This is a genomic window from Paenarthrobacter histidinolovorans, from assembly GCF_014647595.1.
Classification (GTDB): domain Bacteria; phylum Actinomycetota; class Actinomycetes; order Actinomycetales; family Micrococcaceae; genus Arthrobacter; species Arthrobacter histidinolovorans.
The window spans coordinates 900,852-927,479 of the sequence record NZ_BMPM01000001.1 but is presented as its reverse complement, the minus strand read 5'-3'; the positions used below and the strand labels follow the sequence as shown (position 1 = coordinate 927,479).

Below are 26,628 nucleotides of genomic sequence, written 5' to 3'. Positions count from 1 at the left end.
GCAGATCAGGCCGTTCTCAGCGCTCAGAACGGCCTGATCTGCGACCCAGTTGGGTAGGCACGAACGAAAGGGGCGGGGTCACCATCACGGTGACCCCGCCCCTTTGGTAGTGGGTGCAGGAGCTACGGGCGCAGTGTCAGGGGTCGACGGTGGCCGTCAACGTCGGTGGTCGGCCACCGCTCGTCTGCCGTCAGGACGCGCAGGCCGGAATCCGTGAGCAGCACGGTGTCCTCGATCTTCACACCAGGGCCGGACGGGTTCCACGTGAAAGGCTGGTTGAGCACGATGGAGTCCGCCGCCTCGGCCGTCACCCGGGGATCGCGTCCGGCGTAGCCTGCGGGACCGCCCTGATGGTGCAACGTCCACTGGTCGGCGCCGAATCCGTGCCGTGCATAGGCTTGCTGGATCTCGGTGAAAACCTGGTTGAGCCGCGCTCCCGGGACTGTGGCCCGGAAGATGTCGGCCTCCACCGCTGCGATGCGGGCTTCGGCGTCGAGCTCCTGGGGAGTACCGGCGTCGAAAGCTACCCAACGGGTCACGTTGGCCACCAAACCGTTGCGGCGTGCGCACACCACGGCCATGGCCCGGCGCCCGATCGGGGCATGGGTGGCCAGGGGATGGCGGAAGTCGCTGCGGCTGGAACCGTTGCACAGGAGCACGAGCGGCTCGGCGCCTACCGACACAATGCGGGCGGCCAGCTGTGAGACCAGCTGGAATTCCGTTGTTTGCGGGGTTGCGGCCGCCAGGACATCTGTCATGGCCTGTGCCGCATCGACGGAGAGTTCGTGATAGCGCGCCGTTTCTGCCGGGAGCAGCTGTTGGCGGGCAGCCCGCAGCTCCGTGGTGACGGTGGCTTCCACCAGCGGGTCACCATCGACGGCCAGGGCTGCTGCTGCCGCATGCAACTGCCCGTGCCACGGGACGGTGTCCAGGCTGACCCCCGTAGGCAACTCCTCGGCCGCCATGCGCCCGGCCTCGTTGTTGAAGGTGACCAAATGGTCGCCGCTACGGTCCACCAGGAGGGCTGCGATGGGGTCGCCAGCAAGGCTGATGTGCACCCGGCTGCCGTCCAGGTACCAGGTGAGGGCGGTGTTGGAGGTCAGCAGAAGTGAGTCGCGGCCCGCTGTGTCCAGGATGTCCAGGACACGGCGACGCTTCACGGCACGGTCTGCAACGTTGCCCGGAGCGGTGGTCGCCCGAGCCGTGGCGGATTGAGTAGGTGTGGTCATGCCTGTTCCCCCAAAGTGGTGATGAGTTGTTCAATGTCGTGGGTTGCGAGGAACCCGTCCGCGATCAATACGGTCACTGTCCGGTGGACCGGGCGGTCGGGTTCCGTGGCCACCGGGCGGTCCCATGCCAGGGACAGCCCGACGCCGGGATAGCCCGAATGCCGCACGAACCATGGGTCCGGGGCCTGCGGCGAGGCGAGGAACACGAGCGTTGCCGGGGGTCCCAGCCCGGGGTCACCGGTGACATGCGCTGCGCTGGAGGTTCCGGCGTCGAACGTTCCCGACCACGCCAGCCACGGGGCCACGCTGCCGTGCACCGCATCCTCGCCCCGGGTTTCCGGGGTCCAGATGGTGGCATCTCCTACTTTCGGTAAACGCCAGAAGAAGCCGCCGTAGCCGCCCTGCGGCCGCCCGTTGGAACCCGGGCTGCCCAGCAGCACGGGACCACCAGTGGCGGACTCAAGCGTGAAGTCCAGCGTCAGTTTCCATACGGAATTTCCGACGGCGGCCCAGCGCCACCCGCGCTGCTCGCGGAGCAGGGGTGATCCGTCAGGCCGTACCCAGCTCAGCCTCTCCTGCCTGTACCCGTCGCCCTGTACCGCGGAGTCGGTGACGATCCTGCCGTGGTCCTTGCGCCAGACATACGCTCCGGCGTCACGGGTGTAGGTCCTGCCTCCCCAGAAGTTGATGCCATCCACGTCCTGGAGGGCCACGCCCGCCCCGAGGTGCCACACGTGGTCCTCCGGGACGTGGTCGGTCACGACGGTTCCGGCGAGGGTCCGCACGGGGTGGAGGTAGGGGCGGGGCGAGGAGGTGGGCCGGATGTGGGATCCGTCCTGGAGGGTAGCCACCGGTGTGTCATTGATCCTGAAAGCGGGGTCGCCGGACGCAGTCCAGGGTGCCCCGAGTTCCGCGAAGGTGGCCTGGCCAAGGGCTGCCCGTCGGATCAGGGATTCAATGCCGTGGACTACGGGGTGGGCGTCGTCGCCGTCGCCTTCCCACGACACCCAGTCCGGGTGGATCGGCTGTGGTGAGTAGGCAGTGCGGATGGCCTCCAGGACCGCCATGTACGCGCCGGCACCGCTGAGCGGGCTGAGCAGCTCTGCCTCGCTCCTGGCCCCCAAGAGGTTTTCCAGGAGGTCGATACGTCCGAAGGCGACGGTCCGGACACCTTCAGCGGTGGTGATCTCCACGCGGTCTTCCGTGTAGGAGAGTGTGAGCTGGCCCAGCGTGCCGAACACGGTGACCGATGGCTTGGACTGCACGGGCGCGCAAAGCGTCAGCGCGCAGGTCAGCACCATGCCGTCAGTCGTCCGCACCCGCACTACGGAGGTGTCGTCGCTCTCCGTATCGTTGGCCCTGTAGAGATCTGTGTCCACGGACTGCACGTCGGTCACGGTCCGCGCACCTGCAAGCCGCAGCCCGGTAGCGACAGCGTGCGCCAAGGCATTGGTGGCTACGCCGTCCACCACGTCCGTTCCGTTGAGGCTTCGCTTGCCGGCCCAACGGGAACGCTTGAAGTATGCCTTGTTCCGCAGCCACAATCCTGTGGCGCTGATGCCCCGGATTTCGCCGATTTCGCCTGATTCCACCAGTTTTTCGATAGCGGGCAACGCGTGCGACCCCAGGCTCTGGAACCCCACTTGCACCAGGCGGCCCGCGCTCGCTGCGGCTGCCATCACTTCCTCGTATTGCGCCATGGACGCCACGGGCGGCTTCTCCAGGTACACGTTGGCACCGGCCTGCAGGGCTGCGAGTGCCAGGGGAGCGTGGGTTTGGATGGGGGTGGAAACGATGACGACATCGGGGGCGGTCCCTGCAGCCAACAGTTCATCGAGGGAAGCGAAGACGCTGACTCCGGGGCCGAGTGTGCCGCCGGCAGGAGGCAACGGATCGGCGACGGCTACCAGTTCAAGGACACCGTCAGCGCCCAGGCGCCCAAGGTTTTCCAGGTGCCTTTCGCCGAAGCCGTGCACACCCACCAATGCGATGCGGGGAAGCCGGGGGCGGTTGTCCACTGGGATGGCGGTTGCGGGTTGGGTCATGAGTCTGTCCTAGTGCGGTCAGGTACGGGTGAATTGATGCGGTGCCCGGGCCGCAAGGCAGCGGCGAGGAACGCTGCCGCCTCCTCCTGCATGGCCCGGCTGAAAACGTGTGGTTCCCGCCAGAAGCTGCCGCCGTACAGCCCGGGCGGCAGGTGACCGGCCAGGTAGGCATGGGCGTCACGCATTCCCTGTTCCGGGAAGAGGGGGTCATCCAGGGCGTACTGGACCAGCGCCCGGGCCGTGGACCGCGTGGCCAGGTCCGGCCATTCCCCGAGCCTGGCGAGGCCGGGGGAGTGCAGCAACCACGAGTGCGCGTCCAGGTAGGCAGGCAGCAGCGAGGCGAAGGTGGTCATCATGCACGTCACCACGTAGCTGCGGATCACGGGGCTCAGGGCGGCAAGCAAGAGGGCCCGGCCGCCCCCACCTGAAAAACCAAGGCAGGCTATCCGGTCCTGGTCCACCCCGGGCAGCGAGGCGAGGACACCCAGCGCAGCAAGGTCGTCGTGGGCAACTGTCCCGGCAACGGTGGTTCCCATGAGTGTCGCGGCTTTCGCCACGGTTTCCTCGTGGGCCGCCGCCGCGGCGTCGTAGCGTTGCTGCGTGGAAGGTTCGACGCCGGCCTCCCGCCAGAGTGCCTGCTGGCCGTCGATTGCGTTGGCCGTCCGCCGCGGCAGGGGATCGAGTCCGAAGCGGCGGCTGCCCCACATGAAGGTGTCATGGGCCAGGACCGCGAAACCCTGCTGGGCCAACCACGTGGCCAGCGCCCGTCCGCCGTAGAGGCTTGCCCGGATCTCCAAGGGCGGAACACCGGCGTCGTGATCCGCGGGTTGATCCTGGAGGGCCACCAACCGCTCGGCTCCGCAAAACTTGAGTCCGCCGTGGCAGTGCAGGGCGAGCACGGCCGGAAGCGGGCCGGTAACTCCTGCAGGGCGCACAAACCAAGCAGCTGTCCGTGGTCCGAAGCCCAACTGCCAGGACAGCGAAGAGGTGATGACGCCGTCGTGCTCCGTCTCCCGGTGCGTTGTGTACGCAAGGTTCGAAGGGACGGCCGGTACGCCCAGGACATCGGCGAGTTGCCGGCGCTCAGGGGAGTCAGCCTCGTGGCGATGGGCTGCCATGTAGACGGGCCAGTCTTCGTAGCCGCCCAGGGCGGTGGGACGGGTGGGCGGCATTGCCACGTCAGTCCGGGTCATGGCAGGCGGGGTCGGTGGGAAACAATGGTGTCCTGCCTTGTCGGTGCGGAGGGTATGCGAATACTCACGCCGGGCTTCTTCAGCGTGAAAAACCATATGCGGCGGTTTCGCAAGAAAACGCTTTCTCAAAAATTAGCAAAAGGCTGTACATGGGTCAAGAAAACGTTTACTTTGGTACGGAGCCGCTGAAACCGGGACCCGCATCCTGGCACTTCGAAGGGGTAGCGCCAAAGGATTGGCGACGTCCCGGCAGGCAAACACCAACCACACCCGTACTACGTGGATGGCCACGATGACCAAAGGAGACCACATGGCCGCATACGAATACGCGGGGACGCCGCAAGGCGCCCGCGGGACGGCGAGGGGGAAGCAATGAGCGCTATAGGCGAACTCTCATCCATGACCCGCCGCAAGGGCCCCATGACCAAGGAGGAGAAGAAGGCGAACGGCCGCGACAACAAGGCCGCCTATGTCTTCCTCCTTCCGTGGCTGCTTGGCCTGGCGGTCATCACGGTGGGGCCCATGCTCATGTCGCTCTACCTGTCCTTCACGGACTACAACCTCCTCCAGCCCCCGGAATGGGTAGGCCTGGACAACTTTGTCCGCATGTTCGGCGATGCCCGGCTGCACAACTCGCTGCGGGTCACTTTCACCTACGTGCTGGTGGGTGTCCCCCTCCAGCTGGCGGTTGCCCTGGTGATTGCCCTGGTCCTGGACAAAGGCCTTCGCGGGTTGCCGTTCTACCGTTCCATCTTCTACTTGCCCTCCCTGCTGGGCGGCTCCGTAGCTGTTGCCATCCTCTGGAAGCAGATCTTTGGCACCACCGGCCTGGTGAACCAGGTCCTGGCAATGATCGGAATTGAGGGGCCGGGCTGGATCTCGGATCCCAATACCGCCCTTGGCTCCATCATCCTGCTCCACGTGTGGACCTTCGGCAGCCCCATGATCATCTTCCTGGCCGGGCTGCGGCAAATCCCGGTGATGTACTACGAGGCAGCCAAGGTGGATGGGGCCACCACGCTCCAGCAGTTCTGGCGGATCACCCTGCCCATGCTGAGTCCCATCATCTTCTTCAACCTGGTGCTGCAGATCATCGGTTCGTTCCAGTCGTTTACCCAGGCGTTCATCGTCTCCGGCGGCAATGGCGGACCATCGGACTCCACCATGTTCTTCACCCTGTACCTCTATCAAAAGGGCTTCGGCCAGTTTGATATGGGCTACGCCTCAGCGATGGCCTGGTTCCTGCTGGTCATCATCGGTGTCTTCACTGCCATCAACTTCATCGCTTCAAAGTATTGGGTGTTCTACGATGACTAAACTCCAGACCCTCCCCGCCGCCAGTGGCGGTCCCGCCGAAAAGTCCGGGAAGAACCCTCGCCGGCGTGAGTCCCGTGGAAGCCTGGCTTTCAGCCGCAGTGCCCGCGTCAAAGGCCTGATCAAGCACGCGATCCTCATCGTTGTTGGTGGCGTGATGATCTACCCGCTGCTGTGGATGGTGATTTCCTCCCTGCGGCCAAACGACCTCATCTTCCGCGAGCCCGGCCTGTGGCTGAACAACCTCGAAATGAGCAACTACACGGACGGCTGGTCGGCGCTGACGCACCCGTTCGGGCATTACATGATCAACTCGGCGATCGTGGTCCTGGGCTCGATTGTCGGCAACCTGGTCTCCTGCTCCATGGCCGCCTATGCTTTCGCCCGGCTGCAGTTCACCGGTAAGAAGCTCTTCTTCGGCATCATGCTGCTGACCATCATGCTGCCATTCCATGTGGTGATCGTTCCGCAGTACATCCTGTTCTCGCAGATCGGCTGGGTAAATACTTTCTGGCCGCTGATTGTGCCCAAGCTGCTGGCCACGGATGCGTTCTTCGTGTTCCTGATGGTCCAGTTCATCCGCGGCATTCCGAAGGACCTCGATGAGGCGGCCCGCATCGATGGTGCAGGGCACCCCAGGATCTTCCTCCGGGTCATCCTTCCGCTGATGGTCCCGGCCCTGGCCACCACCACCATCTTCACGTTCATCTGGACCTGGAACGACTTCTTCGGGGCCTTGATCTACCTGACGGACCCGGACATGTTCACCGTTCCCGTCGCGCTGCGCGCCTTTGTGGACTCGCAGTCGGCCACCAGTTGGGGATCGCTGTTCGCGATGTCCATCGTGTCCCTGCTGCCGGTGTTCCTGGTGTTCCTCTTCGGCCAGAGGTTCCTCATCAAGGGCATCGCAACCACCGGTATCAAGTAGCCGTGCCGGTTTCCTGCCAGAGGGGGCGGTCCGCTGCCCCCTCCAGGTGGGCGCCGCCGTCGGACTTTCCGGACAAAAACAAGCACACATCTTGTCATACAAGAATGTGACTTGTACCATAAATTGGAACCAAGAAAACGCTTTCTCAGCCATTCCATCGCATCAGGATCAACGAAGATCGGAGACATCAGTGCCCGTACATCCAGAGGGTGAAGCAGTCGCCCCCGCAGCAGCAACAGCAACAGGAGGTCCTTTGGTTGCCAAGGCCAAACGCACCAAGCGCAAGCTCCGTGCCTCAGCCCTGATCGCAGCCACGGCGGCCGCGGTTCTTGCGCTTACCGCCTGTGGCGGCGGCTCGGAACCCAAGAGCGCCGACGGCAAGGTTGAACTTCGCTTCTCCTGGTGGGGCGGCGACAAGCGGGCCCAGCTGACCCAGGAAGCCATCAAGGCTTTCGAAGCCGAGAACCCCAACATCACCGTCAAGGCCGAGTTCGGGGACTGGTCCGGATATTGGGACAAGCTGGCAACGCAGGTGGCTGCCAACGACGCTCCGGACATTATTCAGATGGACGAAAAGTACATCACCGAATACTCCACCCGCGGTGCATTGCTTGACCTCTCCAAGTACAAGATCGATACCTCCAAGCTGGACGAAGCTGCGCTGAACGCAGGCAAGGGCGAGAAGGGTCTGACGGGCATCGCGGCAGGCATCAACGCAGCCACCATCCTCGCTAATCCGGCGGTCTTCCAGGCTGCAGGCGTAGCCCTCCCGGACGACAAAACCTGGACCTGGGAAGATTTCGAGCGCATTGCCGCCGAAGTAACGGCCAAGTCTCCCAAGGGCACCTACGGTGCCGCAGCCTATGGCACGGACGAGGCTTCGCTCGGGGTCTGGCTGCGACAGAACGGCAAGTCCCTCTACACCCAGGACGGCAAGCTCGGCTTCGAGCCCTCCGATATCAAGGGCTACTGGGAATTCCTGAAGGACATGAGCGAGAAGAAGGCGGTCCCGTCGGCGTCGGAAATCGTTGAAGCGGAAGCCGCGCCGCTTGACCAGAGCGGGCTCGCAACCGGCAAGAACGGCATGGCGTTCTGGTGGTCCAACCAGCTCCCCGCCCTGGAGAAGGCAGCGGGTGGCGAGCTCCAGATCCTCCGTTTCCCGTCCAAGACGGGCAAGGCTGACGACGCCGGGCTTTGGTACAAGGCTTCACAGTTCTGGTCTGCGTCCTCACGGACCAAGCACCCTGAGGAAGCTGCCAAGTTCATCGACTTCCTGACCAACAACGTCAAGGCCGGCGAGATCCTCCTGGCTGACCGCGGTGTCTACCCGAACTCCGACGTCCGGGAGGCAATCGCACCCAAGCTTGCCAAGGCCGACGTCAAGGTAGTGGACTTTATCGGCGCCATCAAGGACGAACTCGGTGAGGCGCCCGCAGCCCCGCCGAAGGGTGCCGGTGCCATCCAGGAGATCATCAAGCGCTACACCTCGGAAGTCATGTTCAACAGGCTTTCGGCCGAAGAAGCCGGCAAGAAGGCCGTGGACGAAATGAAGTCCGCCATCAGCTAGCTTTCCTGCAACGGGAACCGCGCCCCGGGCTGGTCATTAGTGACCACCCGGGGCGCGGTTTTTTGTGGAGTCAGTCTTCCGCGATGACGGCGACTGCGCCGGCGGGAACCACGCCGGTGAAGCGCTCCCCGCTGAGGAGGTCCTCGCCGTCGGCCTTGACGGTGGCGTCCTCCGTGCTGTGGTTGAGGGCGAACAGGAAGGTCCGGCCGTCGTCGGACTGCCGACGGGAAAGCTCGACGCCGGCGGAAGCTTCGGTCACGGGCCTCACCCCGGCTTCCTGCACCAGTCGTGCGGTCAGCGCTTCGATCCCGGCGGCGTCCGGGAGGGTCGCGAGGTACCACGCAAATCCTGTTCCAACGCTGCGCCGGGTCAACGCCGGAACGCCCTCCAACGGGTAGCCGGTGAATGTGGCCTCCACTTGCGTGCCAGGTTCCGCGTGGACATGTTCGCTCCACACCGAGCCCGCCGTTCCGTCGCTCAGGGTGACGGTGGTGCCGGGGAACAGCGGATGGAATTCCTCGCTGCGGACTCCCAGCAGTTCCCGGAATGCGCCGGGGTAGCCGCCCAGGCGTACATGGTCCCGTTCGTCCACGATGCCACTGAAGTAGCTGATGAGGACCGTGGCCCCGCCCTCGGCTGCGGCGGCTATTGAACCGCTGGCAGCGTCCGTCACGGCGTAGAGGGTGCAGACCAGGATCAGCTCGTATCCAGAGAGATCGGCGGTAGGGTGCACGAAATCAACGGTGATCCCACGCAGGTAGAGTTCCCGGTGGAAAGCCCGCATGGTGTCCAGGTATTTCAGCGAATTGCTCGGATGGGAGTCCAGTTCAGAAGCCCACCATGCTTCGTAATCGAACACGATTGCCACCTGGGAAACCACCCGCGAACCCTTGACCGGTTCCAGCCTGGTGAGGGCCTTCCCGAGCTCCACAACGTTCCGCCATACCTGGGTATCGCGGCCGCCGTGGGGGACCATGGCCGAGTGGAACTTCTCTGATCCGGCTTTGCTTTGCCGCCACTGGAAGAACATGACAGCATCAGCGCCGCGGGCCACATGGCCGAGCGAGTTGCGCAGCATTTCACCGGGCATTTTGGGCTGGTTGTGAGGCTGCCAGTTGACCGCGGATGTTGAGTGCTCCATCAGGATCCAGGGCGCGCCGCCTGCCACGCCGCGGGTAAGGTCCGCGCTGAACGCCAGTTCGATCCCGCGCTCCGGGTCGGCGGCCACCAGGTAGTGGTCATTGGCCACCACGTCCATGTCCTTGGACCAATCGAAGTAGTCCAGTGACTTGGTCGCGCTGGACACCATGAAGTTGGTGGTGGCCGGTATGTCCGGCGTGACCTCGCGGATGACAGCCAGCAGTTCCCGGTAATAGTCGATGAACGCCCACGAGTTGAACCGGGCGAAATCAAGTTGTTGCCCTGGGTTCAGGGTTGTGGGCGCGGCTCCCGGCGGGATGATCTCCTCAAAGGAGGCGTAGTGCTGGGACCAGAAGGCTGTTCCCCAGGATTCGTTGAGTTCTTCAATGGAGCCGTACCGCCGCTCGAGCCACGCCCTGAACGCGGCGGCATCCTCTTCGCCGTGGAACTCGCCCACGTGGCAGCCGAGTTCATTGTCCACGTGCCAGAGGGCAAGGGCGGGGTGGTCTTTGTAGCGTTCGGCGATGACCCTCGTCATGGTGGCGGCGTACCTGCGGTACACAGCGGACGACGGCGTGTAGTGGCGCCGCGAGCCCCTCTCAAGTCTGGTTCCTTCCGCCGTGACGGGCAGGATTTCGGGGTACTTGCGGGCCAGCCAGGCCGGGGGTGATGCGGTGGCCGTGGCAAGGGCAACTTTGATGCCGGCACCGTGGAGGTTGTCCATGACCTCGTCCAGCCACGCAAAATCGTAGTTGCCTTCGGTGGGTTCGAGCAGGCCCCAGGAGAAGATCCCGACGCTGAGGAAGGTGACGCCGGCTTCCTTCATGAGTTCGATGTCTTCCAGCCGGACATCCTCGGGCCACTGTTCCGGGTTGTAGTCACCGCCGTATGCGAGGCCGTCCAGGCTGCTCCACACGTTGGGGCGGTGGGGTGTTTCGGGGGAGGTCATGGTGACTCCTTGCTCGGGTTGGCGGATTCGGAGGGAAGCGGTGCGGCGGAATGGGCTAAGCGGTTGTCTTTGGAAAACGCTTGCCCAGATTGTCCAATGAGGATATTGTATCGATTCAGAACGAGTGTAAGCGAGATCACTGCCACGTTGCAGAAACTCGGAAAGCTTGCACCAACTGAGCAAGGAGGCTCTCATGATCGATAGAAGGAAATTCCTCACCACGGTGGCTCTCGGCACGGCATCTGCCGCGTTCCTCTCCGCTTGTGGCCAGTCCTCGTCCAGCGGACAGGCCGGTACCGCTGACAAGCCGGTCACTATCACCTACACCTGGTGGGGCAATGATGACCGCGCCGAACGCACCCGCAAGGCCATCGCGTTGTTTGAGTCCAAGAACCCGGACATCAAGGTCAACGGCAACTTCTCGGACTTCGCCGGGTATTGGCAGAAGCGCGCTACGGAGGCCGCCGGCGGCGGCTTGCCGGACGTGATGCAGTGGGATCTGTCCTATCTGCGCGATTACGGCCAGCGGAACCAACTGCTGGACCTGGGGACCGTAAAGATCAATACGGACGCCTTTGAAAAGTCACTCCTTCCCTCGGGCCAGATCCGCGGCAAGACCTACGGCATCCCCACCAGCACCAACGCCTTCGCGGTGTACTACGATCCCGCCAAGCTCGCTTCACTGGGCATCGCGGAGCCGGACGGTTCCTGGAACTACAAGGAATTCAACGCCTTCCTGGCGGAGGTTGGCGCCAAGGGCAACGGCACGTTGTTCGGCGGCACCGACTACACGGGCATCTGGTGGAACTTCAACATCTGGCTGCGGCAGAACAACATCAAGGCCTTTACTGACGAGGGCAAGCTCGGATTCTCCAAGGACGACCTGAAGAAGTGGTGGAACCTCACTGCTGACCTGCGCGGCACCGGTGCGATTGTGGGCGAAGACAAGGCAACCCAGCTGCTGCCCAAGTCCCCGTTCGGGTCGAATGTCACCGCTACCGAAGTCACGTGGGACAACTTCATGGCCGGTTACCTCGCAGACAGCGGCGCCAAGGAACTCAAGCTGGTTCCCGTCCCCTCTGATGACCAGGACAACCTGGGCCTGTTCCTCAAGCCCTCCATGCTCATGGTGGCCAGTGCCAAGACCAAGTACAAGGATGCTGCTGCCCGCTTCATCGACTTCATGGTCAACGATCCCGAGGTCGGCCAGATCTTCAAGACCTCCCGCGGTGTGCCGGCGTCGAAGACCCAGCGTGACGGCACAACCTTTGAAGGCACCGACAAGCTGGTGGTCGATTACGAGAAGTCCATCGAGAAGTACCTCAAGGACGCACCGGAGCCGCCCATCGTTGGTTTCGGCACCCTCGAGTCCACGTTCAAGCGGGTCACCCAGGACCTGAACTACGGCAAGCTCACCGTGGACGGCGCAGTGGATGCGTGGTTCAAGGAAGCTGAAGACCTCATTAAGCAGAACGCCTGATCCAGACCTTCTGTGTCTGATCCTGGCTTCCCAACTGACGGACTGATCTCGTGACTCAAAGCCCAACCCTGAGCAGGCGCACCGCCTCCGCTCCCTCGCAACCGCGCAAGTCGCGGCGGCGCGGGGCGGACGCCCGCGCCGGCTACACCTTCCTTTTGCCCTGGCTGCTGGGATTCATCGCCCTGACCGTGGGCCCGATGATTTCCTCGCTGTACCTCTCCTTCACCAACTACAACCTGTTCGATGCCCCCAAGTGGATCGGATTCGATAACTACGCCACCCTCTTCCAGGACGAGCGCTTCCTGCAGTCGGTGGGTGTGACCCTGCAGTATGTGGTCTTCGGTACCCCGCTGAAGCTCGCAGCAGCATTGGCCATCGCGATGTTGCTCAACAGCAAACGCAAAGGCCAGGGCTTTTACCGGTCCGCGTTCTACGCCCCGTCCCTGATCGGCGCGTCGGTGTCCATCGCGATCGTCTGGAAGGCGATGTTCGGCGATTCCGGGCCTGTGGACCAGGGACTGTCCTTTTTCGGAATCAACCTCGGCGGCTGGGTGGGCAATCCCAACATGACCATGGGCATGATGATTCTGCTGACCGTCTGGCAGTTCGGCGCACCCATGGTGATCTTCCTCGCCGGCCTCAAGCAGATCCCCACCGACCTTTACGAAGCAGCATCGATGGACGGCGCCGGCCCGGTCAGGAAGTTCCTGAACATCACCTGGCCCATGCTGTCCCCGGTGATCTTCTTCAACCTCCTGATGGAAACCATCCACGCCTTCCAGATCTTCGCCTCCGCCTACATCATTTCCAACGGTGAAGGCGGGCCGGCAGGATCCACCCTCTTCTACACCCTTTACCTGTACTTGCGCGGTTTCTCCGATTTCCGGATGGGCTACGCCTCGGCAATGGCCTGGCTCCTGGTGATCGTGGTCGGCATCATTACGCTGATCTTCTTCAAAACCTCCAAGTCCTGGGTCCACTACAGCGGTGATGCAAAATGACAACCACGGCAACGCCCGTCACGTCCACGTCCAGCAGTCCGGCGCCGGCCTACAACCCGAAGTCCGAATCCACCACAGCCAAGCGGATCAAGAGCGCAATCTTCCACATCATTGCCCTGGCACTGGTGGCCATGGTCCTCTACCCGGCCCTGTGGATGATCACCTCGGCCTTCAAACCGAACTCCGAAATCGGCGGGGCGAACAATGCGTTGTGGTCGAACAACTTCAGCTTCGACAACTTCGCCACGGCCATGGAAGGCATCGGCGGGGTTTCAACCCTGACGTTCTTCACCAACTCGTTGATCCTGGCAGTCGGCGCCGTCGTCGGAACCGTGCTCTCGGCATCCATCTCCGCCTACGCCTTCGCCCGTATCAACTTTCCCGGCCGCGGGCTGTTCTTCGGCATGATGATTGCCACCTTGCTCCTGCCGTTCCACGTGGTGATCATCCCGCAGTACATCGTGTTCCAGCAGCTTGGGCTGGTGGACACCTACGTGCCCCTGCTGATCGGCAAGTTCCTCGCCGCGGACGCGTTCTTCGTTTTCCTCATGGTCCAGTTCATGCGCGGCCTCCCGGCCGAACTGGACGAAGCCGCCCGGATCGACGGCGCCGGACACGTGAGGATCTTCGGATCGATCATGCTCCCGCTCATGAAACCGGCACTGATCTCAACGTCGATCTTCTCCTTCATCTGGAGCTGGAACGACTTCCTGGGTCCGCTGCTCTACTTGAACACCCCCGAAAAGTACCCGCTGCCGTTGGCCTTGCGGCTCTTCGTGGACCAAACCCAGTCCTCGGACTACGGAGCCATGATCGCCATGTCGGTCCTGGCACTCCTTCCGGTGCTGGTCTTCTTCCTCGTCTTCCAGCGCTACATCGTCGAAGGCGTTTCAACGCAGGGCCTCAAGGGCTGAAGGAGCGACGGAAATGAGCACCATGGACACCGCCGGCAAGTCGACATCGAAACCAGGAATTCCGGTCAACCGCTTTGCCCTCTTCGCCGAGACCATCCTGGCCGGAGTCATCGTGCTCCTCCTGTCCATCCCCCTGGTGACGGCGCCGGCTGCCTACGCGGCCGGCGTCGCGCACCTGGAAAGGCACCTCAGCGGAAGGGACGATTCGCTTCGCAGCCTGTGGGGGAATTTCCGCCGCGCACTGCCCGGCAGCTGGAAGATGGGAATCACGACGGCGGCAGCCGCCGTCGTGATTGTCCTTAACCTGTTGCTCGCGCTGGTAGGCCAACTGCCCGGCCGGGCAGCAATCCTGCCCGCAACCCTGATACTGGCCGCCGCAGGGGCCGTGCTGTTCCTGCGGATCGCCGCGAACTGGAGCGGGGCAGTGACCTGGTATGGCGACGCGGGCCGGGAAACCGCCGACGTCCCCGGTCCCCAGCGCTGGGCTGCTGCCTATGCCGGTGCCAAGGCTGACTCGCTCCGGGACTGGAGCGGCTCACTGCTGCTGCTCGCGGCCGTGTTCATGGCAGTGGTGTTCGTTTGGATGCTGCAGGCGCTGTTTGTCATTGTCCCCGGAACGCTGGTCCTGGCCGCCGCAGGCATCAAAATCCGTTCGCAACGCCAGGTCAAACCTTCCCGTCCACTACGCTGAATCGAGCAGTCCTCCCAGTGCCGCCGCGCCTGTTTACACGTCGATCTTCCTCCGCCAAACCCGCAAGCCGGCGTGTCCGCCCGGTAGAGACCTGGCACTATCCGTTGCGGCACCACAATTACCGGCTCTTCGTGGCTCTCTCCTTGGTGGGCAGCGGCGGGGTCTGGATGCAGCGGCTGGCCCAGGACTGGCTGGTTCTCCAGCTCACCGGCAGTCCGGCTGCCGTGGGTCTGGCCGTCGCTCTCCAATTCCTGCCCATGCTGGTGGTTGGGCCCGTCAGCGGTGTCCTGGTGGACCTTTTTCCCAAACGCCGCATCCTTGTTCTCTGCCAATCGGTGGCCATCGCACTGGCTGCCGGGCTCGCTGTCTGGAACGCGATGGGAGGCAGCGACGTCTGGGTGGTCTACGCCGCATGCATCGCACTGGGAGTCACCAGCGCCATTGACGGACCCGCGCGGCAGGTTTTCGTCAACGAAGTAGTGGGCGACGCCGGGTTGCCGGCGGCCATCGGATTGAACAGCGCCATCGGCCAACTGGGCGCCATGGCCGGACCGGCACTGGCGGGCGTTGTCATTGCCCATGCGGGCCCGGCGGCGGCTTTCGCGGCCAATGCCTGCCTGGGGGCAGCGGTCCTGGTGATGATCGCCGCCATCAGGCCAGGAGAACTCCATCACTCAGCGACGGCCCCGGATCCGGCGGCCCGGAAAGGCCGTGTGCTGGCTGGATTCCACTTTGTCCGTGCCCGCCCACGACTCCTTCTCACCATGCTGTTGGCAGGGCTGCTGGGTGCCTTCGGCATGAACGGTCCTGTGGTTCTGGCCGCCTTCGCCGACCGGGTCTGGCACAGCGGTCCTGCGGGCTTCGGCCTGTTCAATACTGTCAGCGCCCTCGGCGCGTTGGCCGGGGCGCTGGTGGCCACCCGGATCAAGCGCTTTGGCCGCAAAGGGATCGTAGCCAGTGCGGGGCTTTTCGGGTTGACGCAATCGATCGCGGCAGTGATGCCCACGCAGGAATGGTTTGTGGCCATGCTGGTGGTGGTCGGCTTCATGACGCTCGTTTTCCTGACCAGCGCGGCCACCGCTGTGCAGCTTGAAGCCGGCGCGCATGTCCGGGGACGGGTCCTCGCCCTCTATTTTCCGCTGCTCCTGGGCGGCCATGCCCTGGGTGGGCTGCTGGCAGGATGGCTCACCGAAGACTTCGGCGTACGGACCGGGCTGGTGGTGACCGGTGCTTTGGGCATGGTCTCCGCCGTGGTCATTGGCCTCCTGATGTGGCGCTCAGGGCGTCGTCGCGTCCAGCCGCAACCAAGTCCTCGATCTCCGTCGGATCCAACAAGCCGTCACTGATCCAGACGGAAATTGTCCGCGTCAGCGACTCTCCGGCAGCCAACTCGACGGCCTCATCCCAGGCCAGGGCCGAACCAACTGCCGGGTAGCCCCCACACCTGACGAACCAAGGGTCCGCCGATTCCCGGGGTGCGGCGAACACCAAGGTGGCAGGGCCGGCGTCGAACTCTCCCGTCCACGCCAGCCACGGCGAAACCGAGCCGTGCACGGCGGCTTCGCCGTCGCCTGTGGAGGAAAAGACGCGCGGTGAGGCATTGGCCGGAAGCCGCCAAAAGAACCCGCCGTAGCCGCTGCCGGCGGCACCATGCGATCCCGGGCTGCCCAGGGAGGCATTGACGACGGCGGTGAGCCGGGTCCGGATGTCCAGTCGCCACGTCCGGGCGGTAATGACGGTCCGTTCGAAGGTGCGGCGTTCCTGGAGAAGGAGACTGCCGTCTGAACCGAACCAGTCGAGGTCCAAGGTGGTGCGGTCGGCATCGAGGGCAGCGCCGGCAATCCCGACTCGGCCGTGATCCATCAGGTCCACGTACTTTCCCGCGTTCCGGCGGTAGCTCCGGCCTCCCCAGAAATTGCTGCCGTTGACGTCCTGCAGGGCGAAACCCACCCCCAGGTGCCAGACGTGGTCCGACGGAAGATGGTCAGTCACCACTGTCCCGGAGGCGGTGCTGACGGGGTGCAGGTAGGGGCGGGGCGAGAGCCAGGACTCGAGGCCACTGCCGTTCCGGAGCATGGTGTCGGCCGGGCCGCTGCCGTCGGTCGGGCCGGCCGCGAAAAGCGGTTCGCCCGCGAAAAGCGGTTCGGTGTTTGTCGTGGCCCGTCGTGCCCAGGGCAGGCCCAGCCCGGCGAAGGTGGCGTGGGCGAGCGTTGCACGTTCCACGGCATCCTGGATGCCCGGAATCACCGCATGCGCCTCCAAGCCCGTGCCTACCCACTCCACGTAGTCCGGGGGGATCGGCTGGGGTGGTTCGGCGGTGCGGATGGCTTCCACAACGCGCATGAACGCGCCGCTGTGGTGGAGTGGACTGATCAGCGGGACGCCGCTGGAGAGGTGCTCGATCAGGTTCACAGTGAGGTCCTCGCGTCCGAAGACGCGGGTGCTTTCGCCGGCCTCCGTGGTGACGGTGACGCGGTCCTCCGTGTAGTGAAATACGGCCGTTCCTTCTGAGCCATGCAGTGTGATGTACGGTTCCACTGATTCGGCCGAGCAGAGGGTGAGGGCACAGGTGATCGGCAAGCCGTTGAGGGTCCGGAGACGGATCACGGAGGTGTCGTCAGCTTCAATGTCGTTTGCACGGTAGAGGTCGGTCTCCACCGAGGCCAGCTCGTGTGCTTCCCGGGCCCCGGCGATGCGCAGGGCCGTGGCAATCGCATGGGCCAAGGGATTGGTGGCAACGCCGTCCACCACGTCCACCCCGTCCAGGCTGCGCTTTCCTGCCCAGCGAGAGCGTTTGTAGTATGCCCGGTCCCGGACCCATCGCCCGGTTGCGGAGATTCCTTTGAGGGTGCCTATGCCGGGGAAGTCCGCCGTGGATTCGCCGGCCGCCAGTTGTTCCATTGCGGCCAGGGCATGCGAGCCAAGGCTTTGGAAGCCCACCTGGACACTCCGGCCGGTGGTGGATGCTGCTTCCTGGAGCCGCAGGAAATCCGACATGGAGGCTACGGGTGGCTTCTCCAGGTAGAGGTTCGCGTGGGAAGCCAGCACGGACAGCGCCAGGGGAGCGTGGGTCTGGATGGGTGTTGCCACGATGATGATGTCCGGACGATGGTCTGCGGCAAGCAGTTCATCCAGCGTCCCGTGGACTGCCGTGGTCTCCGGCAGGGCTCCTGCAGCGGGGGGATTGGGGTCAGCCACTGCAACAAGTTCCACCAGCCCATCGGCGGTGAGGCGCTTGAGGTTCTGGAGATGATGCGTGCCGAATCCATGGACTCCAACCAAAGCGATCCTTGCCCGTACCGGAGTGGTTCCGGATGGGCTGTGCAAGGGCATCGAACTCATGGCGGGCTCGAGGGACGGGGTATCCATGGCTCTCCTCTGCTGGGGCTGCAACGAAGGCGCGTGACGTCGTCGTCGAAGTAATTACGGTGTACGGTGCTGCCTAAGACTCTACTCAGCAAGCGCTTTCCAATGGAAGGTTCAGTCCAGTGTAGCGCCGAAAAAGCAAAAATGTAACGATTCAAAAAGTGAACTTACCGGTCGGCTTCCAGGTCGGCTTCCAGGTCGGCTTCCAGATCGGAAGCTGGGCCCGGTGCGGCAAGCTGCTGCAGGGGACCGGCGGCCCCCGCGCCCTGTGACAGCGCCCACAAAACCATGACGTAGGATGACCTCATGCCTCTCTTTGACCTCCCCCTCGAGCAACTCCGCGAGTATGTCTCAGCCGCGGTCCCGCCGGCAGATCTGGATCGGTTCTGGGACCGGACCATAGCCGAAGCCCGCGCTGTCCCGCTGGATGCGGTGTTTGAGCCGGTGGACAACTACCTCAGCGTCATCGACACCTTCGACGTCACGTTCTCCGGCTTCGGGGGAGCCCGGATCAAGGGGTGGCTTCACCTTCCGGCGCACCTGGAACCGGGCAAGCAACTTCCCGTGGTGGTGGAATACATTGGCTACTCCGGCGGGCGCGGCCTGGTCAACCAGAACACCCGCTGGGCACAGGCCGGCTACGCGCACTTCATCATGGACACCAGGGGGCAAGGCTACGGCGGTGTCTCCGGCGACACCCCGGATCCGCACCCGTCAGCGGGAGAGGTCAACTATGCGGGCCTGATGACCCGGGGCGCGGACCACCAGGACAACTACTACTTCCGGCGGGTCTACGTGGACGCCTTCCGGGCGGTGGAAGCGGCACAGCACCATCCCGCCGTCGACCCTTCCGCTGTGGTCCTCACCGGCGTGAGCCAGGGTGGCGGCATTACTGTTGCGGCTGCCGGACTGACGGCCGGAAGGCTCGACGGCGTTATCGCCGCGCTGCCCGACGTCCCCTTCCTGCAGGACTTCCCGCGCGCCATCGACATCACACCACGTGGCCCGTACCCGGAGATCGCCGGATTCCTGGGCCGGCACCGCGACCGTTACGAGCCCATGCTGGCTGTGCTCAACTACTTCGACGGCGTCCACCTCGGCCGGGCGGCAAGCGTTCCGGCGTTGTTCTCGGCAGCACAGATGGACGATATTTGCCCGCCGTCCACGGTGTTCGCGAGCTACAACAACTACGGCGCTGATTCCCTCGCAAAGGGCAGCGCGCCCGCCAAGGACATGGAGGTCTACCGCTTCAACAACCATGAAGGCGGCCAGGAACACCACTGGATCAAGCAGTTGCAGTTCCTGCGCAAACTTTTGTCATCATGACGAACGCGATTTGCCGGTCCCGATCGGCCGCGGTTATGGTGTGGCTATGACAAACCGTTGGTATGCGTATTTTTCGTTGGCTCTGGAGGGGCCCGCGTCTAACTGACACGCATCCAACTTTCCTTCAGAGCCAACAGGGCAGAGATGATTCTCTGCCCTTCGCCATATCCGGCGGGTTCTGAAAAGGGGCCCGCTCCGTTTCCCGGACAGGACCCAGACATGACCAGCACCGCCCCAGAATCCATCGAAGCGATCGACTCCCCAGCCGCCACGAACGTCGCGCAGCCTGCCACCTCCAACCTGAGGGTGGCCCGCTTCGAGCCGCTTCCGGCCCCGCAGGACCTCATCGCCGAGTTGCCGCTGGACGCCCGCTCAGCAGCCGTCGTCGACCGCGGCCGCGACCAGGTCCGCGCCATCATGGACGGCGTCGACGACCGCCTGCTGGTGATCGTGGGACCCTGCTCCATCCACGACCCCAAGGCCGGGCTTGAATACGCCCGCCGTCTGGTCAGCCAGGCCGAGAAGCACAAGGAAGACCTTCTGGTGGTCATGCGGACGTACTTCGAGAAGCCGCGCACCACAGTCGGGTGGAAGGGCCTCATCAATGATCCCCACCTGGACGGCAGCCATGACATCGCTGCAGGCCTGCGTGCCGCCCGTGGATTCCTGAAGCAGGTCACCGCGCTGGGCCTGCCCACAGCCACCGAATTCCTCGAGCCCATCAGCCCGCAATACATGGCTGACCTGGTCTCGTGGGGTGCCATCGGTGCGCGCACCACCGAAAGCCAGATCCACCGCCAGCTTGCCTCGGGGCTGTCCATGCCCATCGGCTTCAAGAACGGCACCGACGGCGACCTCCAGGTTGCCATCGATGCTTGCGGCGCCTCGGCCGCTGAGCAGGCCTTCCTGGGAATCGACGACGACGGCCGGGCGGCTCTTGTGGCGACCTCCGGAAATCCGGACACGCACGTCATTCTCCGCGGCGGACGCAAGGGACCGAACTACTCGAAGGACGACGTTGCAGCGGCTTCCGCCAAGCTGGCGTCCAAGGGGCTCAACCCCCGCTTGATTGTCGATGCCAGCCACGCCAACAGCGGCAAGAGCCACCACCGCCAGGCGGAGGTCGCACTGGAAATCGGTGCCCAGCTCGAAGCAGGCGCCTCCTCCCCGATTGCCGGCGTCATGCTGGAGAGTTTCCTGGTGGGCGGCGCGCAGAACCTGGATGTGGCCAAGCAGCTGGCCGGCGAGCAGGAGCTCGTGTACGGCCAGAGTGTCACCGACGCCTGCATGGAATGGGATGTCACCGCTTCGGTGCTGGAACAACTCGCGGCCTCGGCCAGGAAGCGCCGGGAAGTCTCGGGGGAGTAGTTCGGAGGGCGCCGTTTCGTGGCCGCGCTGCGCAACCTGCCACGCGTTCGGCACTCCCGGCAGCGAGCCCACGAATCGGGCGCTGCCGGTGCCGGCCGAGCAGGGGGAGTAGGGTCCCACTTCCTGGAAAAGCTTTCACATAGGCCCCATCAGCCTCTAGAGTATCTAGCACATGGTTGTTTGATGGCTCAGCATCGTCACACCGTTCCTGGGGGTGTCCTAGTCGGCTGAGAGCAAAGGAATATGGGAAATGTCCGCGGAGACTAACTTCTCGAATGCGCGTTTCATGACGGTGGCTGAAGTGGCCGACGTCCTGCGTGTTTCCAAAATGACCGTGTACCGCCTGGTCCACTCAGGGGAAATGCCGGCCGTCAGGTTTGGCCGTTCTTTCCGGGTCCCCGAAGAAGCCGTGGCCCAGTACCTCAAGGGCGCTGTGGTTGACGGGCAATCCGAGACCGCCTGAGGCTTCCGGGGTCCGTCCAACGGACCGTGGTCATGGGGTGCCCCTTTGAAGCGGTACTCTGTTAAGGAACGTTTTACGTCAATGTAAGAATCTGTCAGTTGTACTTGTCTGCTTCCGCGGATCTGTTCCAACAGACAGGAACTTCTAGTTTGTAAGGAACTTTCGTGGGTTCAGTTATTAAGAAGCGCCGCAAGCGTATGGCAAAGAAGAAGCACCGCAAGCTGCTTCGCAAGACTCGCCACCAGCGCCGCAATAAGAAGTAGAGATACTTCATCAAGCGTGAATGCCCGTTGCCTCTCGAGGTGGCGGGCATTTTTGCATCCCTGACGCTTGCTCACGTCCGCGGCCGGGCGAAGCCGGAGGGGGGTGAGGGAGGGTTGGGCTAGAGGCGGGGGCCGCGGAATCGTGAGAAGCCACGCCACAGGCCGTAGATCGCCCCGCCGACGGTGGCGGCTTTGAGGCCGAGGGTTGCTGCACGTCGGCCGGAACGGAAGTCGTAGACGGGCCAGTTGTTGTCGCGGGCATGGCGCCGCAGCTTGGCGTCAGGATTGATGACGACTGGGTGCCCCACCATTGTCAGGAGCGGGATGTCGTTGGCGGAATCGCTGTAGGCCCAGCAGTGGTCCAGATCCAGGCCCTCCCGGTCAGCGATCAACTGGACAGCCACTGCCTTCGCGGGTCCGTGCAGGATGTCTCCGACCAGTTTCCCCGTGTACATGCCCTCATGCACCTCGCCCACGGTCCCCAAGGCGCCGGTGAGCCCAAGCCGGGTGGAAATGACAGTGGCAACTTCGATCGGCGTCGCCGTCACCAACCAGACCTTACGGCCAACTCTGAGGTGTTGCTCAGCCAGAGCCTTGGTTCCGGGCCAGATCCGCGACTCGATCATTTCGTCGTAGACCTCTTCACCCAAGGCCTTGATGTCATCAACAGTGATGCCGGCCGCCAAAGTCAGGGCGGAGTCGCGAACGGCATGGACGTCCTCCATGTTCTCGCCACGCATCACGAACTTGAACTGCTTCCAGGCGAAACCAGCCGCTTGCGGCAAGGTGAAAGCTTTGCGTTCATACATTTTGCGTGCCACGTGGAAGAGGCTGGCACCCTTCATCAACGTGTTGTCGACGTCGAAGAAAGCAGCTTCGCCGCTGTGCTTCTGCGCTTGGGCAGCAGCGGCAACGGCGACGTTCTTCTCCTCGGGCATGCCTTGAGTCTAGTCAATGGCGGGTACCTCGCGTTGAGGGCGCACTCTAACCGCCCTCACGGGCGGGACGTGAGGGAGGGGTGCGGGGCGGTTACCGTTAATGACATGCCTACTCCCGACGTCGTTCTCCTCACCAAAGCTGACTGCCACCTCTGTACGGCCGCCCGTGCCGCCGTCGAGCGGGTTACTGCGGACCTCGGCCTGGGCTGGTCCGAACAGTCGATCGACGCCGATCCCCAGCTTCGGGAACGCTACGCGGAAGAGATTCCGGTGGTGCTGGTGAACGGTATCCAGCGCGATTTTTGGAAGATCGACGAGGACCGGCTGACCCGCACCTTGAAGAAAGCCCTGGAGGGCTGAGGGTGGGGTTGTCCGTATGTAGCGGCTTTTGTTGAGTCCGGCCGGGGGTCATAGAGTGGAACAACAAAGCGACGCAATGGAGAATACCGTGACTGCGCTGGAACCGTCCGCGGATGCACTATCCGGGGACAACGAACCTGCGGCAAAGCAGATCCCGCCCGCGGCTGTGGCCCGGATGACCCTCTATTTGCGTGCGCTGAACTCTCTGCTGGCCGAAGGGGTTGAGCGCGTTTCCTCCGAGGCGCTGGCAGAGGCGTCAGGTGTCAGTTCCTCCACGCTCCGCAAGGACCTTTCCTACGTAGGCTCCTATGGAACCCGCGGCGTGGGCTACGAGGTCCAGTACCTCAGCCGTCACATTGCCGCGGCGCTGGGCCTGACCCATGACTGGAAAGTGGCAATCGTCGGTGCCGGTAACCTCGGCAAGGCCCTTGCCAGGTACGGCGGCTTCGAGTCCAGGGGATTCGACGTCGTCGCCATCTTTGACGCCGACCCCATGGTGATCGGCAACGAGGTGGGTTGGCTGCGCGTCAGCGATTCGGCCGAACTTGAGCGGGTCCTGGAGCGAACCCACACGAACATGGTGGTGCTTGCCCTGCCGGCCACGGTGGCGCAAGCAGTGTGCGACCGCGTCATCTCCGCCGGAATCAGGAGCATCCTGAGCTTCGCGCCGGTGCTCCTGCAGGTCCCGCCGCATGTGAATCTGCGGAAAGTGGACATGGCCACCGAGCTGCAGATTCTGGCTTACCACGCACAACGGGCGCAGACCCCGGGCCAGGCTGTTTAGCCTTCGCCGGATCCGCGCCCGTTGTGGTGTGCTTCCAGTCCTGTCGCTTTAGCGTCCGGAGGGAGTCTGGTACGGGTTTCCGAACTGCGCCGTCTTCCGGAAGTACGGAGCCGACGCCGGGAGGTACAGAAGGACGATCGCTGCGATTCCGAGCAGTGCTGAAAGCGTGGCAAGGCTGAGCGGCACGAGGGCAAAGATCGACAACGCAGCAAGGACGGTGCCAAGGATGCGTGCCCAGTTGCGGCCCTTGCGGACGTTGATGGCGACGAGAGCGTACAGGCCGGCACCGATGACTCCGAGTGCAACCATGACGCCCACGATGAAGCCCTGGACATCTTCGAAGCGGACATCCGCGGCGCCGCCGGCCGACATCTGGTCTTCGAACATGCTCCTGAAGGAGGGGTCGTTCATCGCCGCCATGGAAATAAGGATGGAGATAAGCCAGATTGCGCCGGCGCCGATAATCAACCAGAAGGCGATGTTGACCATTTGCGGGACTGTGGCAGGGCCCGGCTGCTGGCTTGGCCAGTTGGTGTCCTGGCCGTACTGCGGTGCCTGTCCATAGGGGGAAGCGCCGGTCTGGCCGTACTGGGGCGCAGGAGGCTGGCCGTACTGCGGGGCTGCCGGCGGCTGGGTCTGCTGGCCGTACTGGGGCGCGGCGGGCTGGCCGTACTGCGGGGCTGCCGGCGGCTGGGACTGCTGACCGTACTGAGGCGCGGCGGGCTGTGCGCCCGGCTGCTCAGGCTGGTTGGAGTCGCCCGGGTTCGACGGCGGGTATGGAGGGTTGCTCATGGCATTCCTTTGCTTGTTCGACTGCAGGTACGGCCGCCGGGATCAGCAAAGTGACCCTGCCCCCAGCGTGGTTCTGTTTCCACCGTACCCCCAGGTCCCCGCGCCGTTGCATACCACACGCAGGAATTTCAAGAGGGCAGGGAAAATCATCATGTTGGCGTACGTCTTCATGATGAAGGCCGCGGGGATCCCCGGGATCCGGCCGCGGCCTTCTGCTCAGAACATGCCTAAACGAAGTGTTTTTGCGATTCGGGGAGCCACATCATGATCGCTGCGGCAACAGCGGCCGCTGAACTGAGCAGCCCCAGGTTGAAAGTAATCAGAAGGAAAAGCAGGGAGAAGACCGCGAAGCCACCCAAAATGGAGAGGACGAGCCGGGCCCAGCGGGCTCCCTCCTTCATGCGGATGGCGATGAAGGCGTAGACGGCGGCCATGATGATGCTGAAGACGAAGTTGAAGATCCCCGTCCCGATGGCCAGTGCTCCAAAGTAGTCGCGGTAGATGAAGATGTTGGCGAAGTTGGCGATGACGCCCAGTGTCGCTGCCGCGATCCACAGCCAGTAGGACGTCGTGAGGGTCTTCGGGATGCCCGTGGTATCACGGAACCTTTGTGCGATGTTGCTGAAGTCCAGGCCGAATACGTTCCGCGGAGGTGCGTTGTAGCCCAATCCGGCGGGAGGCGCGGGGTTCGGGCCGGCGGGTGCTGTGTAGGCGGGTTGTCCCGGCTGCTGGTAGGCCGGGGGAGGTTGGAAACCTTGCTGCCCTTGGTAGCCGCCTGGCGGAACTGATCCGCCTTGGGGAGGCTGGTAACCACCGGGAGGTTGGTAGCCCGCAGGAGGAACATTGCCTGGCTGCGGTGGCTGGGCGCCGGGCTGCTGTGGCTGAGGTGCTTCATCTGGGGTACTCATGGCATCACTGTAGACCGCAGGTTGAAGGTTGCATAGGAAATTCGGAGCCAACTCGCAGCTAAATACAGGGTGTTTGCCGAACAATAGCCGGGTGACTCATGTGTATGCGAAACGGCGCCCCTGCAGCGCGAGGCTGAACAGGGACGCCGTCCGGTGTGTTCTGGAATCAGGCTGCGGCCGGAGCGATGAACGCGAGTTCCAGGTTGATGACCACCTTGTCGCTCACCAGGACGCCACCGGCTTCGAGGACTGCGTTCCAGGTAAGGCCGAAGTCCTTGCGGCTGATGGTGGTTTCGCCGGAGACGCCTGCCCGGGTGTTGCCGAACGGGTCAACTGCAACGCCGTTGAACTCGGTCTCGATGGAGACCTCCTTGGTGACGCCCTTGATTGTGAGATCGCCCACGAGGTCGAAGCTGTTGCCGTTGGCCTTGACGTGGCGGGACACGAAGGTGATTTCCGGGAACTTCTCAACATCAAAGAAGTCTTCGCCCTTGACGTGGCCATCGCGGTTGACGTCGCCGGAATCGAAGCTGGCGGTCTGGATGGTTGCGTTGACCTTGGAGTCGGTGAGGGTCTCGCCAACTTCCAGGGTGGCCGAAGCGTCCTTGAACTGGCCGCGGACCTTGCTGATGCCTGCGTGGCGAACGGTGAAGCCGATCTCGCTGTGGGAAGCGTCGAGGGTCCAGGTGCCGGTGGTGACGGAAGCGGGGAGGGTCATCATGGTTGTTGCTCCTATAAGTAGTGGAAGGTACTGCGTGCTTGCCTGGTTGAAGCCAATTGCTTGAAGCCAATTGCTTGAAGCGTCAACCGAGCTTCGTACCCAGTATAAACATGCATATGCATCTTTTATTCCAACTCCGCGGAACATTTCGGAAAAACTTTGAGTTCTACTTCCTGTAGAAGATTTCGGATCGACCCGCTTCTTTGAGAAACTGGTAAACATGCCCCAAGCAACTGTCCATCTGCTTCGCCATGGCGAGGTCCATAATCCCGACGGCGTCCTCTACGGTCGCCTGCCGGAGTTCCAACTCTCCGAGCGTGGCCGGGAGATGGCCCGTATGCTGGCCGACCACTTTGTTGCCCGTGCCGCCGATGGTGCGAAGATCGTCCACCTGGTGGCCTCGCCGTTGACCCGTGCCCAGGAAACGGCAATGCCGACAGCGGAAGCGCTGAACCTCGAGATCACGGTCGAACCGCGCATCATCGAAGCCGAGAACCACTTCCAGGGACTGCACCCCACCAAGAGTGAATTCCTGAAGCCCAAGCACTGGTTCTACTTCCGGAACCCGATGCGACCCTCCTGGGGCGAGCCGTACAAAGAGCAGGCGGCCCGAGTGCTGGCTGCCGTTGAGGACGCCCGCGTAAAAGCAATTGAACTGGGCGGGGACGGAGCTGAGGCCATCCTGGTCAGCCACCAGCTTCCGATCTGGTCAACACGGCTCACGGCGGAGGGCCGGCGCCTGGCGCACGATCCCCGCAAGCGTGAATGCACTTTGACGTCGCTGACGTCCTTGACGCTCGACGACGACGGCAAGATCATCCGGGTTGAGTACAGCGAACCTGCCGCCGCCCTGCTTCCCGGTGCGGCCAGCACTCCGGGGGCATAGGA

25 protein-coding genes are annotated in these 26,628 nt (G+C 63.6%); 15 read left to right on the top strand and 10 right to left on the bottom strand.

From position 1 onward, the window contains the following. Positions 1-122 precede the first annotated feature (122 nt). The 3 genes from IEY62_RS04270 to IEY62_RS04260 are packed head-to-tail and all read right to left on the bottom strand — an operon-like array spanning position 123 to position 4,467. Entirely contained in the window at positions 123-1,229 is a 1,107-nt protein-coding gene (locus IEY62_RS04270; protein ID WP_189014201.1) for a M24 family metallopeptidase, read from the bottom strand. Continuing rightward, complete coding sequence (locus tag IEY62_RS04265; protein WP_189014199.1) at positions 1,226-3,274, bottom strand: DUF6807 family protein; 2,049 nt, start codon at positions 3,272-3,274, stop codon at positions 1,226-1,228. Before IEY62_RS04265 ends, IEY62_RS04270 begins: the two co-directional genes overlap by 4 nt. After that, positions 3,271-4,467: a dienelactone hydrolase family protein gene (locus IEY62_RS04260; protein WP_189014197.1), complete on the bottom strand. Its 1,197-nt coding sequence runs from the start codon at positions 4,465-4,467 to the stop codon at positions 3,271-3,273. The genes IEY62_RS04265 and IEY62_RS04260 overlap by 4 nt, the downstream gene beginning before the upstream one ends. Before the next feature lie 372 nt (positions 4,468-4,839). Here IEY62_RS04260 and IEY62_RS04255 point away from each other — a divergent pair, with 372 nt between their 5' ends. The 3 genes from IEY62_RS04255 to IEY62_RS04245 all read left to right on the top strand — a co-directional run bounded on the left by IEY62_RS04255 (position 4,840) and on the right by IEY62_RS04245 (position 8,276). Continuing rightward, positions 4,840-5,784 carry a carbohydrate ABC transporter permease gene (locus IEY62_RS04255; protein WP_189014194.1) on the top strand — a complete coding sequence of 315 codons (945 nt, stop codon included), beginning with the start codon at positions 4,840-4,842 and terminating at the stop codon, positions 5,782-5,784. After that, complete coding sequence (locus IEY62_RS04250) at positions 5,777-6,709, top strand: carbohydrate ABC transporter permease (RefSeq protein WP_189014192.1); 933 nt, start codon at positions 5,777-5,779, stop codon at positions 6,707-6,709. The genes IEY62_RS04255 and IEY62_RS04250 overlap by 8 nt, the downstream gene beginning before the upstream one ends. A 190-nt stretch (positions 6,710-6,899) precedes the next feature. After that, positions 6,900-8,276, top strand: a complete 1,377-nt coding sequence (locus IEY62_RS04245; RefSeq protein ID WP_189014190.1) for an ABC transporter substrate-binding protein — start codon at positions 6,900-6,902, stop codon at positions 8,274-8,276. A 70-nt stretch (positions 8,277-8,346) separates the two neighbouring features. Here the strand turns inward: IEY62_RS04245 and IEY62_RS04240 are convergent, their stop codons facing one another. Next, on the bottom strand, positions 8,347-10,365 hold the full coding sequence (locus tag IEY62_RS04240) for a beta-galactosidase (protein WP_189014188.1): 2,019 nt from the start codon (positions 10,363-10,365) through the stop codon (positions 8,347-8,349). Positions 10,366-10,558: 193 nt separating this feature from the next. Between IEY62_RS04240 and IEY62_RS04235 the strand changes: the two genes are divergently transcribed. Genes IEY62_RS04235 through IEY62_RS04215 form a run of 5 tightly spaced genes read left to right on the top strand, consistent with a single transcriptional unit; the run spans position 10,559 to position 15,797 of the window. Next, positions 10,559-11,845: an ABC transporter substrate-binding protein gene (locus tag IEY62_RS04235; protein WP_189014186.1), complete on the top strand. Its 1,287-nt coding sequence runs from the start codon at positions 10,559-10,561 to the stop codon at positions 11,843-11,845. Positions 11,846-11,895: 50 nt separating this feature from the next. Further along, positions 11,896-12,846 carry a carbohydrate ABC transporter permease gene (locus tag IEY62_RS04230; protein ID WP_189014184.1) on the top strand — a complete coding sequence of 317 codons (951 nt, stop codon included), beginning with the start codon at positions 11,896-11,898 and terminating at the stop codon, positions 12,844-12,846. Then, positions 12,843-13,760, top strand: a complete 918-nt coding sequence (locus tag IEY62_RS04225) for a carbohydrate ABC transporter permease (RefSeq protein WP_189014182.1) — start codon at positions 12,843-12,845, stop codon at positions 13,758-13,760. The genes IEY62_RS04230 and IEY62_RS04225 overlap by 4 nt, the downstream gene beginning before the upstream one ends. A gap of 13 nt (positions 13,761-13,773) precedes the next feature. Next, the gene (locus IEY62_RS04220; protein ID WP_407671465.1) at positions 13,774-14,451 is read left to right on the top strand and encodes a Poxvirus protein I5; all 678 of its coding nucleotides are present in this window, start codon (positions 13,774-13,776) and stop codon (positions 14,449-14,451) included. A 17-nt stretch (positions 14,452-14,468) separates the two neighbouring features. Continuing rightward, complete coding sequence (locus tag IEY62_RS04215) at positions 14,469-15,797, top strand: MFS transporter (protein WP_407671464.1); 1,329 nt, start codon at positions 14,469-14,471, stop codon at positions 15,795-15,797. Here IEY62_RS04215 and IEY62_RS04210 read toward each other — a convergent pair. Together IEY62_RS04210 and IEY62_RS04205 are read right to left on the bottom strand one after the other, a co-directional pair. After that, positions 15,706-17,820, bottom strand: a complete 2,115-nt coding sequence (locus IEY62_RS04210) for a DUF6807 family protein (protein WP_189014180.1) — start codon at positions 17,818-17,820, stop codon at positions 15,706-15,708. The genes IEY62_RS04215 and IEY62_RS04210 overlap by 92 nt on opposite strands. Before the next feature lie 164 nt (positions 17,821-17,984). Beyond that, positions 17,985-18,125, bottom strand: a complete 141-nt coding sequence (locus IEY62_RS04205) for a hypothetical protein (RefSeq protein ID WP_189014178.1) — start codon at positions 18,123-18,125, stop codon at positions 17,985-17,987. Here IEY62_RS04205 and IEY62_RS04200 point away from each other — a divergent pair. From IEY62_RS04200 to IEY62_RS04185, 4 genes are all read left to right on the top strand, one after another. Further along, positions 18,124-19,143 (top strand): acetylxylan esterase, encoded by a 1,020-nt coding sequence (locus IEY62_RS04200; RefSeq protein WP_189014176.1) that lies wholly within the window; start codon positions 18,124-18,126, stop codon positions 19,141-19,143. The two genes, IEY62_RS04205 and IEY62_RS04200, sit on opposite strands and share 2 nt — an antisense overlap. Positions 19,144-19,362: 219 nt before the next feature. After that, positions 19,363-20,511 (top strand): 3-deoxy-7-phosphoheptulonate synthase, encoded by a 1,149-nt coding sequence (locus IEY62_RS04195; protein ID WP_229785053.1) that lies wholly within the window; start codon positions 19,363-19,365, stop codon positions 20,509-20,511. 250 nt (positions 20,512-20,761) lie between these two features. Then, the gene (locus IEY62_RS04190; RefSeq protein WP_017199160.1) at positions 20,762-20,974 is read left to right on the top strand and encodes a helix-turn-helix domain-containing protein; all 213 of its coding nucleotides are present in this window, start codon (positions 20,762-20,764) and stop codon (positions 20,972-20,974) included. 164 nt (positions 20,975-21,138) lie between these two features. Then, positions 21,139-21,237, top strand: coding sequence for a 30S ribosomal protein bS22 (locus IEY62_RS04185; protein ID WP_003792170.1), 99 nt, complete (start codon positions 21,139-21,141; stop codon positions 21,235-21,237). Between the two features lie 119 nt (positions 21,238-21,356). On the opposite strand, the gene IEY62_RS04180 is transcribed toward IEY62_RS04185, so the two are convergent. Beyond that, entirely contained in the window at positions 21,357-22,175 is an 819-nt protein-coding gene (locus IEY62_RS04180; RefSeq protein WP_189014174.1) for an HAD family hydrolase, read from the bottom strand. 105 nt (positions 22,176-22,280) lie between these two features. Here IEY62_RS04180 and IEY62_RS04175 point away from each other — a divergent pair, with 105 nt between their 5' ends. Together IEY62_RS04175 and IEY62_RS04170 are read left to right on the top strand one after the other, a co-directional pair. Further along, a complete protein-coding gene (locus IEY62_RS04175) occupies positions 22,281-22,535 on the top strand; it encodes a glutaredoxin family protein (protein ID WP_189014172.1) in 255 nt (84 codons plus the stop codon). Positions 22,536-22,611: 76 nt separating this feature from the next. Continuing rightward, complete coding sequence (locus IEY62_RS04170) at positions 22,612-23,319, top strand: redox-sensing transcriptional repressor Rex (protein ID WP_189014170.1); 708 nt, start codon at positions 22,612-22,614, stop codon at positions 23,317-23,319. 48 nt (positions 23,320-23,367) lie between these two features. On the opposite strand, the gene IEY62_RS04165 is transcribed toward IEY62_RS04170, so the two are convergent. The 3 genes from IEY62_RS04165 to IEY62_RS04155 form a co-directional block, all read right to left on the bottom strand. Further along, positions 23,368-24,111 (bottom strand): hypothetical protein, encoded by a 744-nt coding sequence (locus IEY62_RS04165; protein ID WP_189014168.1) that lies wholly within the window; start codon positions 24,109-24,111, stop codon positions 23,368-23,370. A 227-nt stretch (positions 24,112-24,338) separates the two neighbouring features. After that, positions 24,339-25,019 (bottom strand): hypothetical protein, encoded by a 681-nt coding sequence (locus IEY62_RS04160; protein ID WP_189014166.1) that lies wholly within the window; start codon positions 25,017-25,019, stop codon positions 24,339-24,341. 166 nt (positions 25,020-25,185) lie between these two features. Beyond that, positions 25,186-25,737, bottom strand: coding sequence for a YceI family protein (locus IEY62_RS04155; protein WP_172323581.1), 552 nt, complete (start codon positions 25,735-25,737; stop codon positions 25,186-25,188). 223 nt (positions 25,738-25,960) lie between these two features. Between IEY62_RS04155 and IEY62_RS04150 the strand changes: the two genes are divergently transcribed. Continuing rightward, a complete protein-coding gene (locus IEY62_RS04150; protein WP_189014164.1) occupies positions 25,961-26,626 on the top strand; it encodes a histidine phosphatase family protein in 666 nt (221 codons plus the stop codon). Positions 26,627-26,628 lie beyond the last annotated feature (2 nt).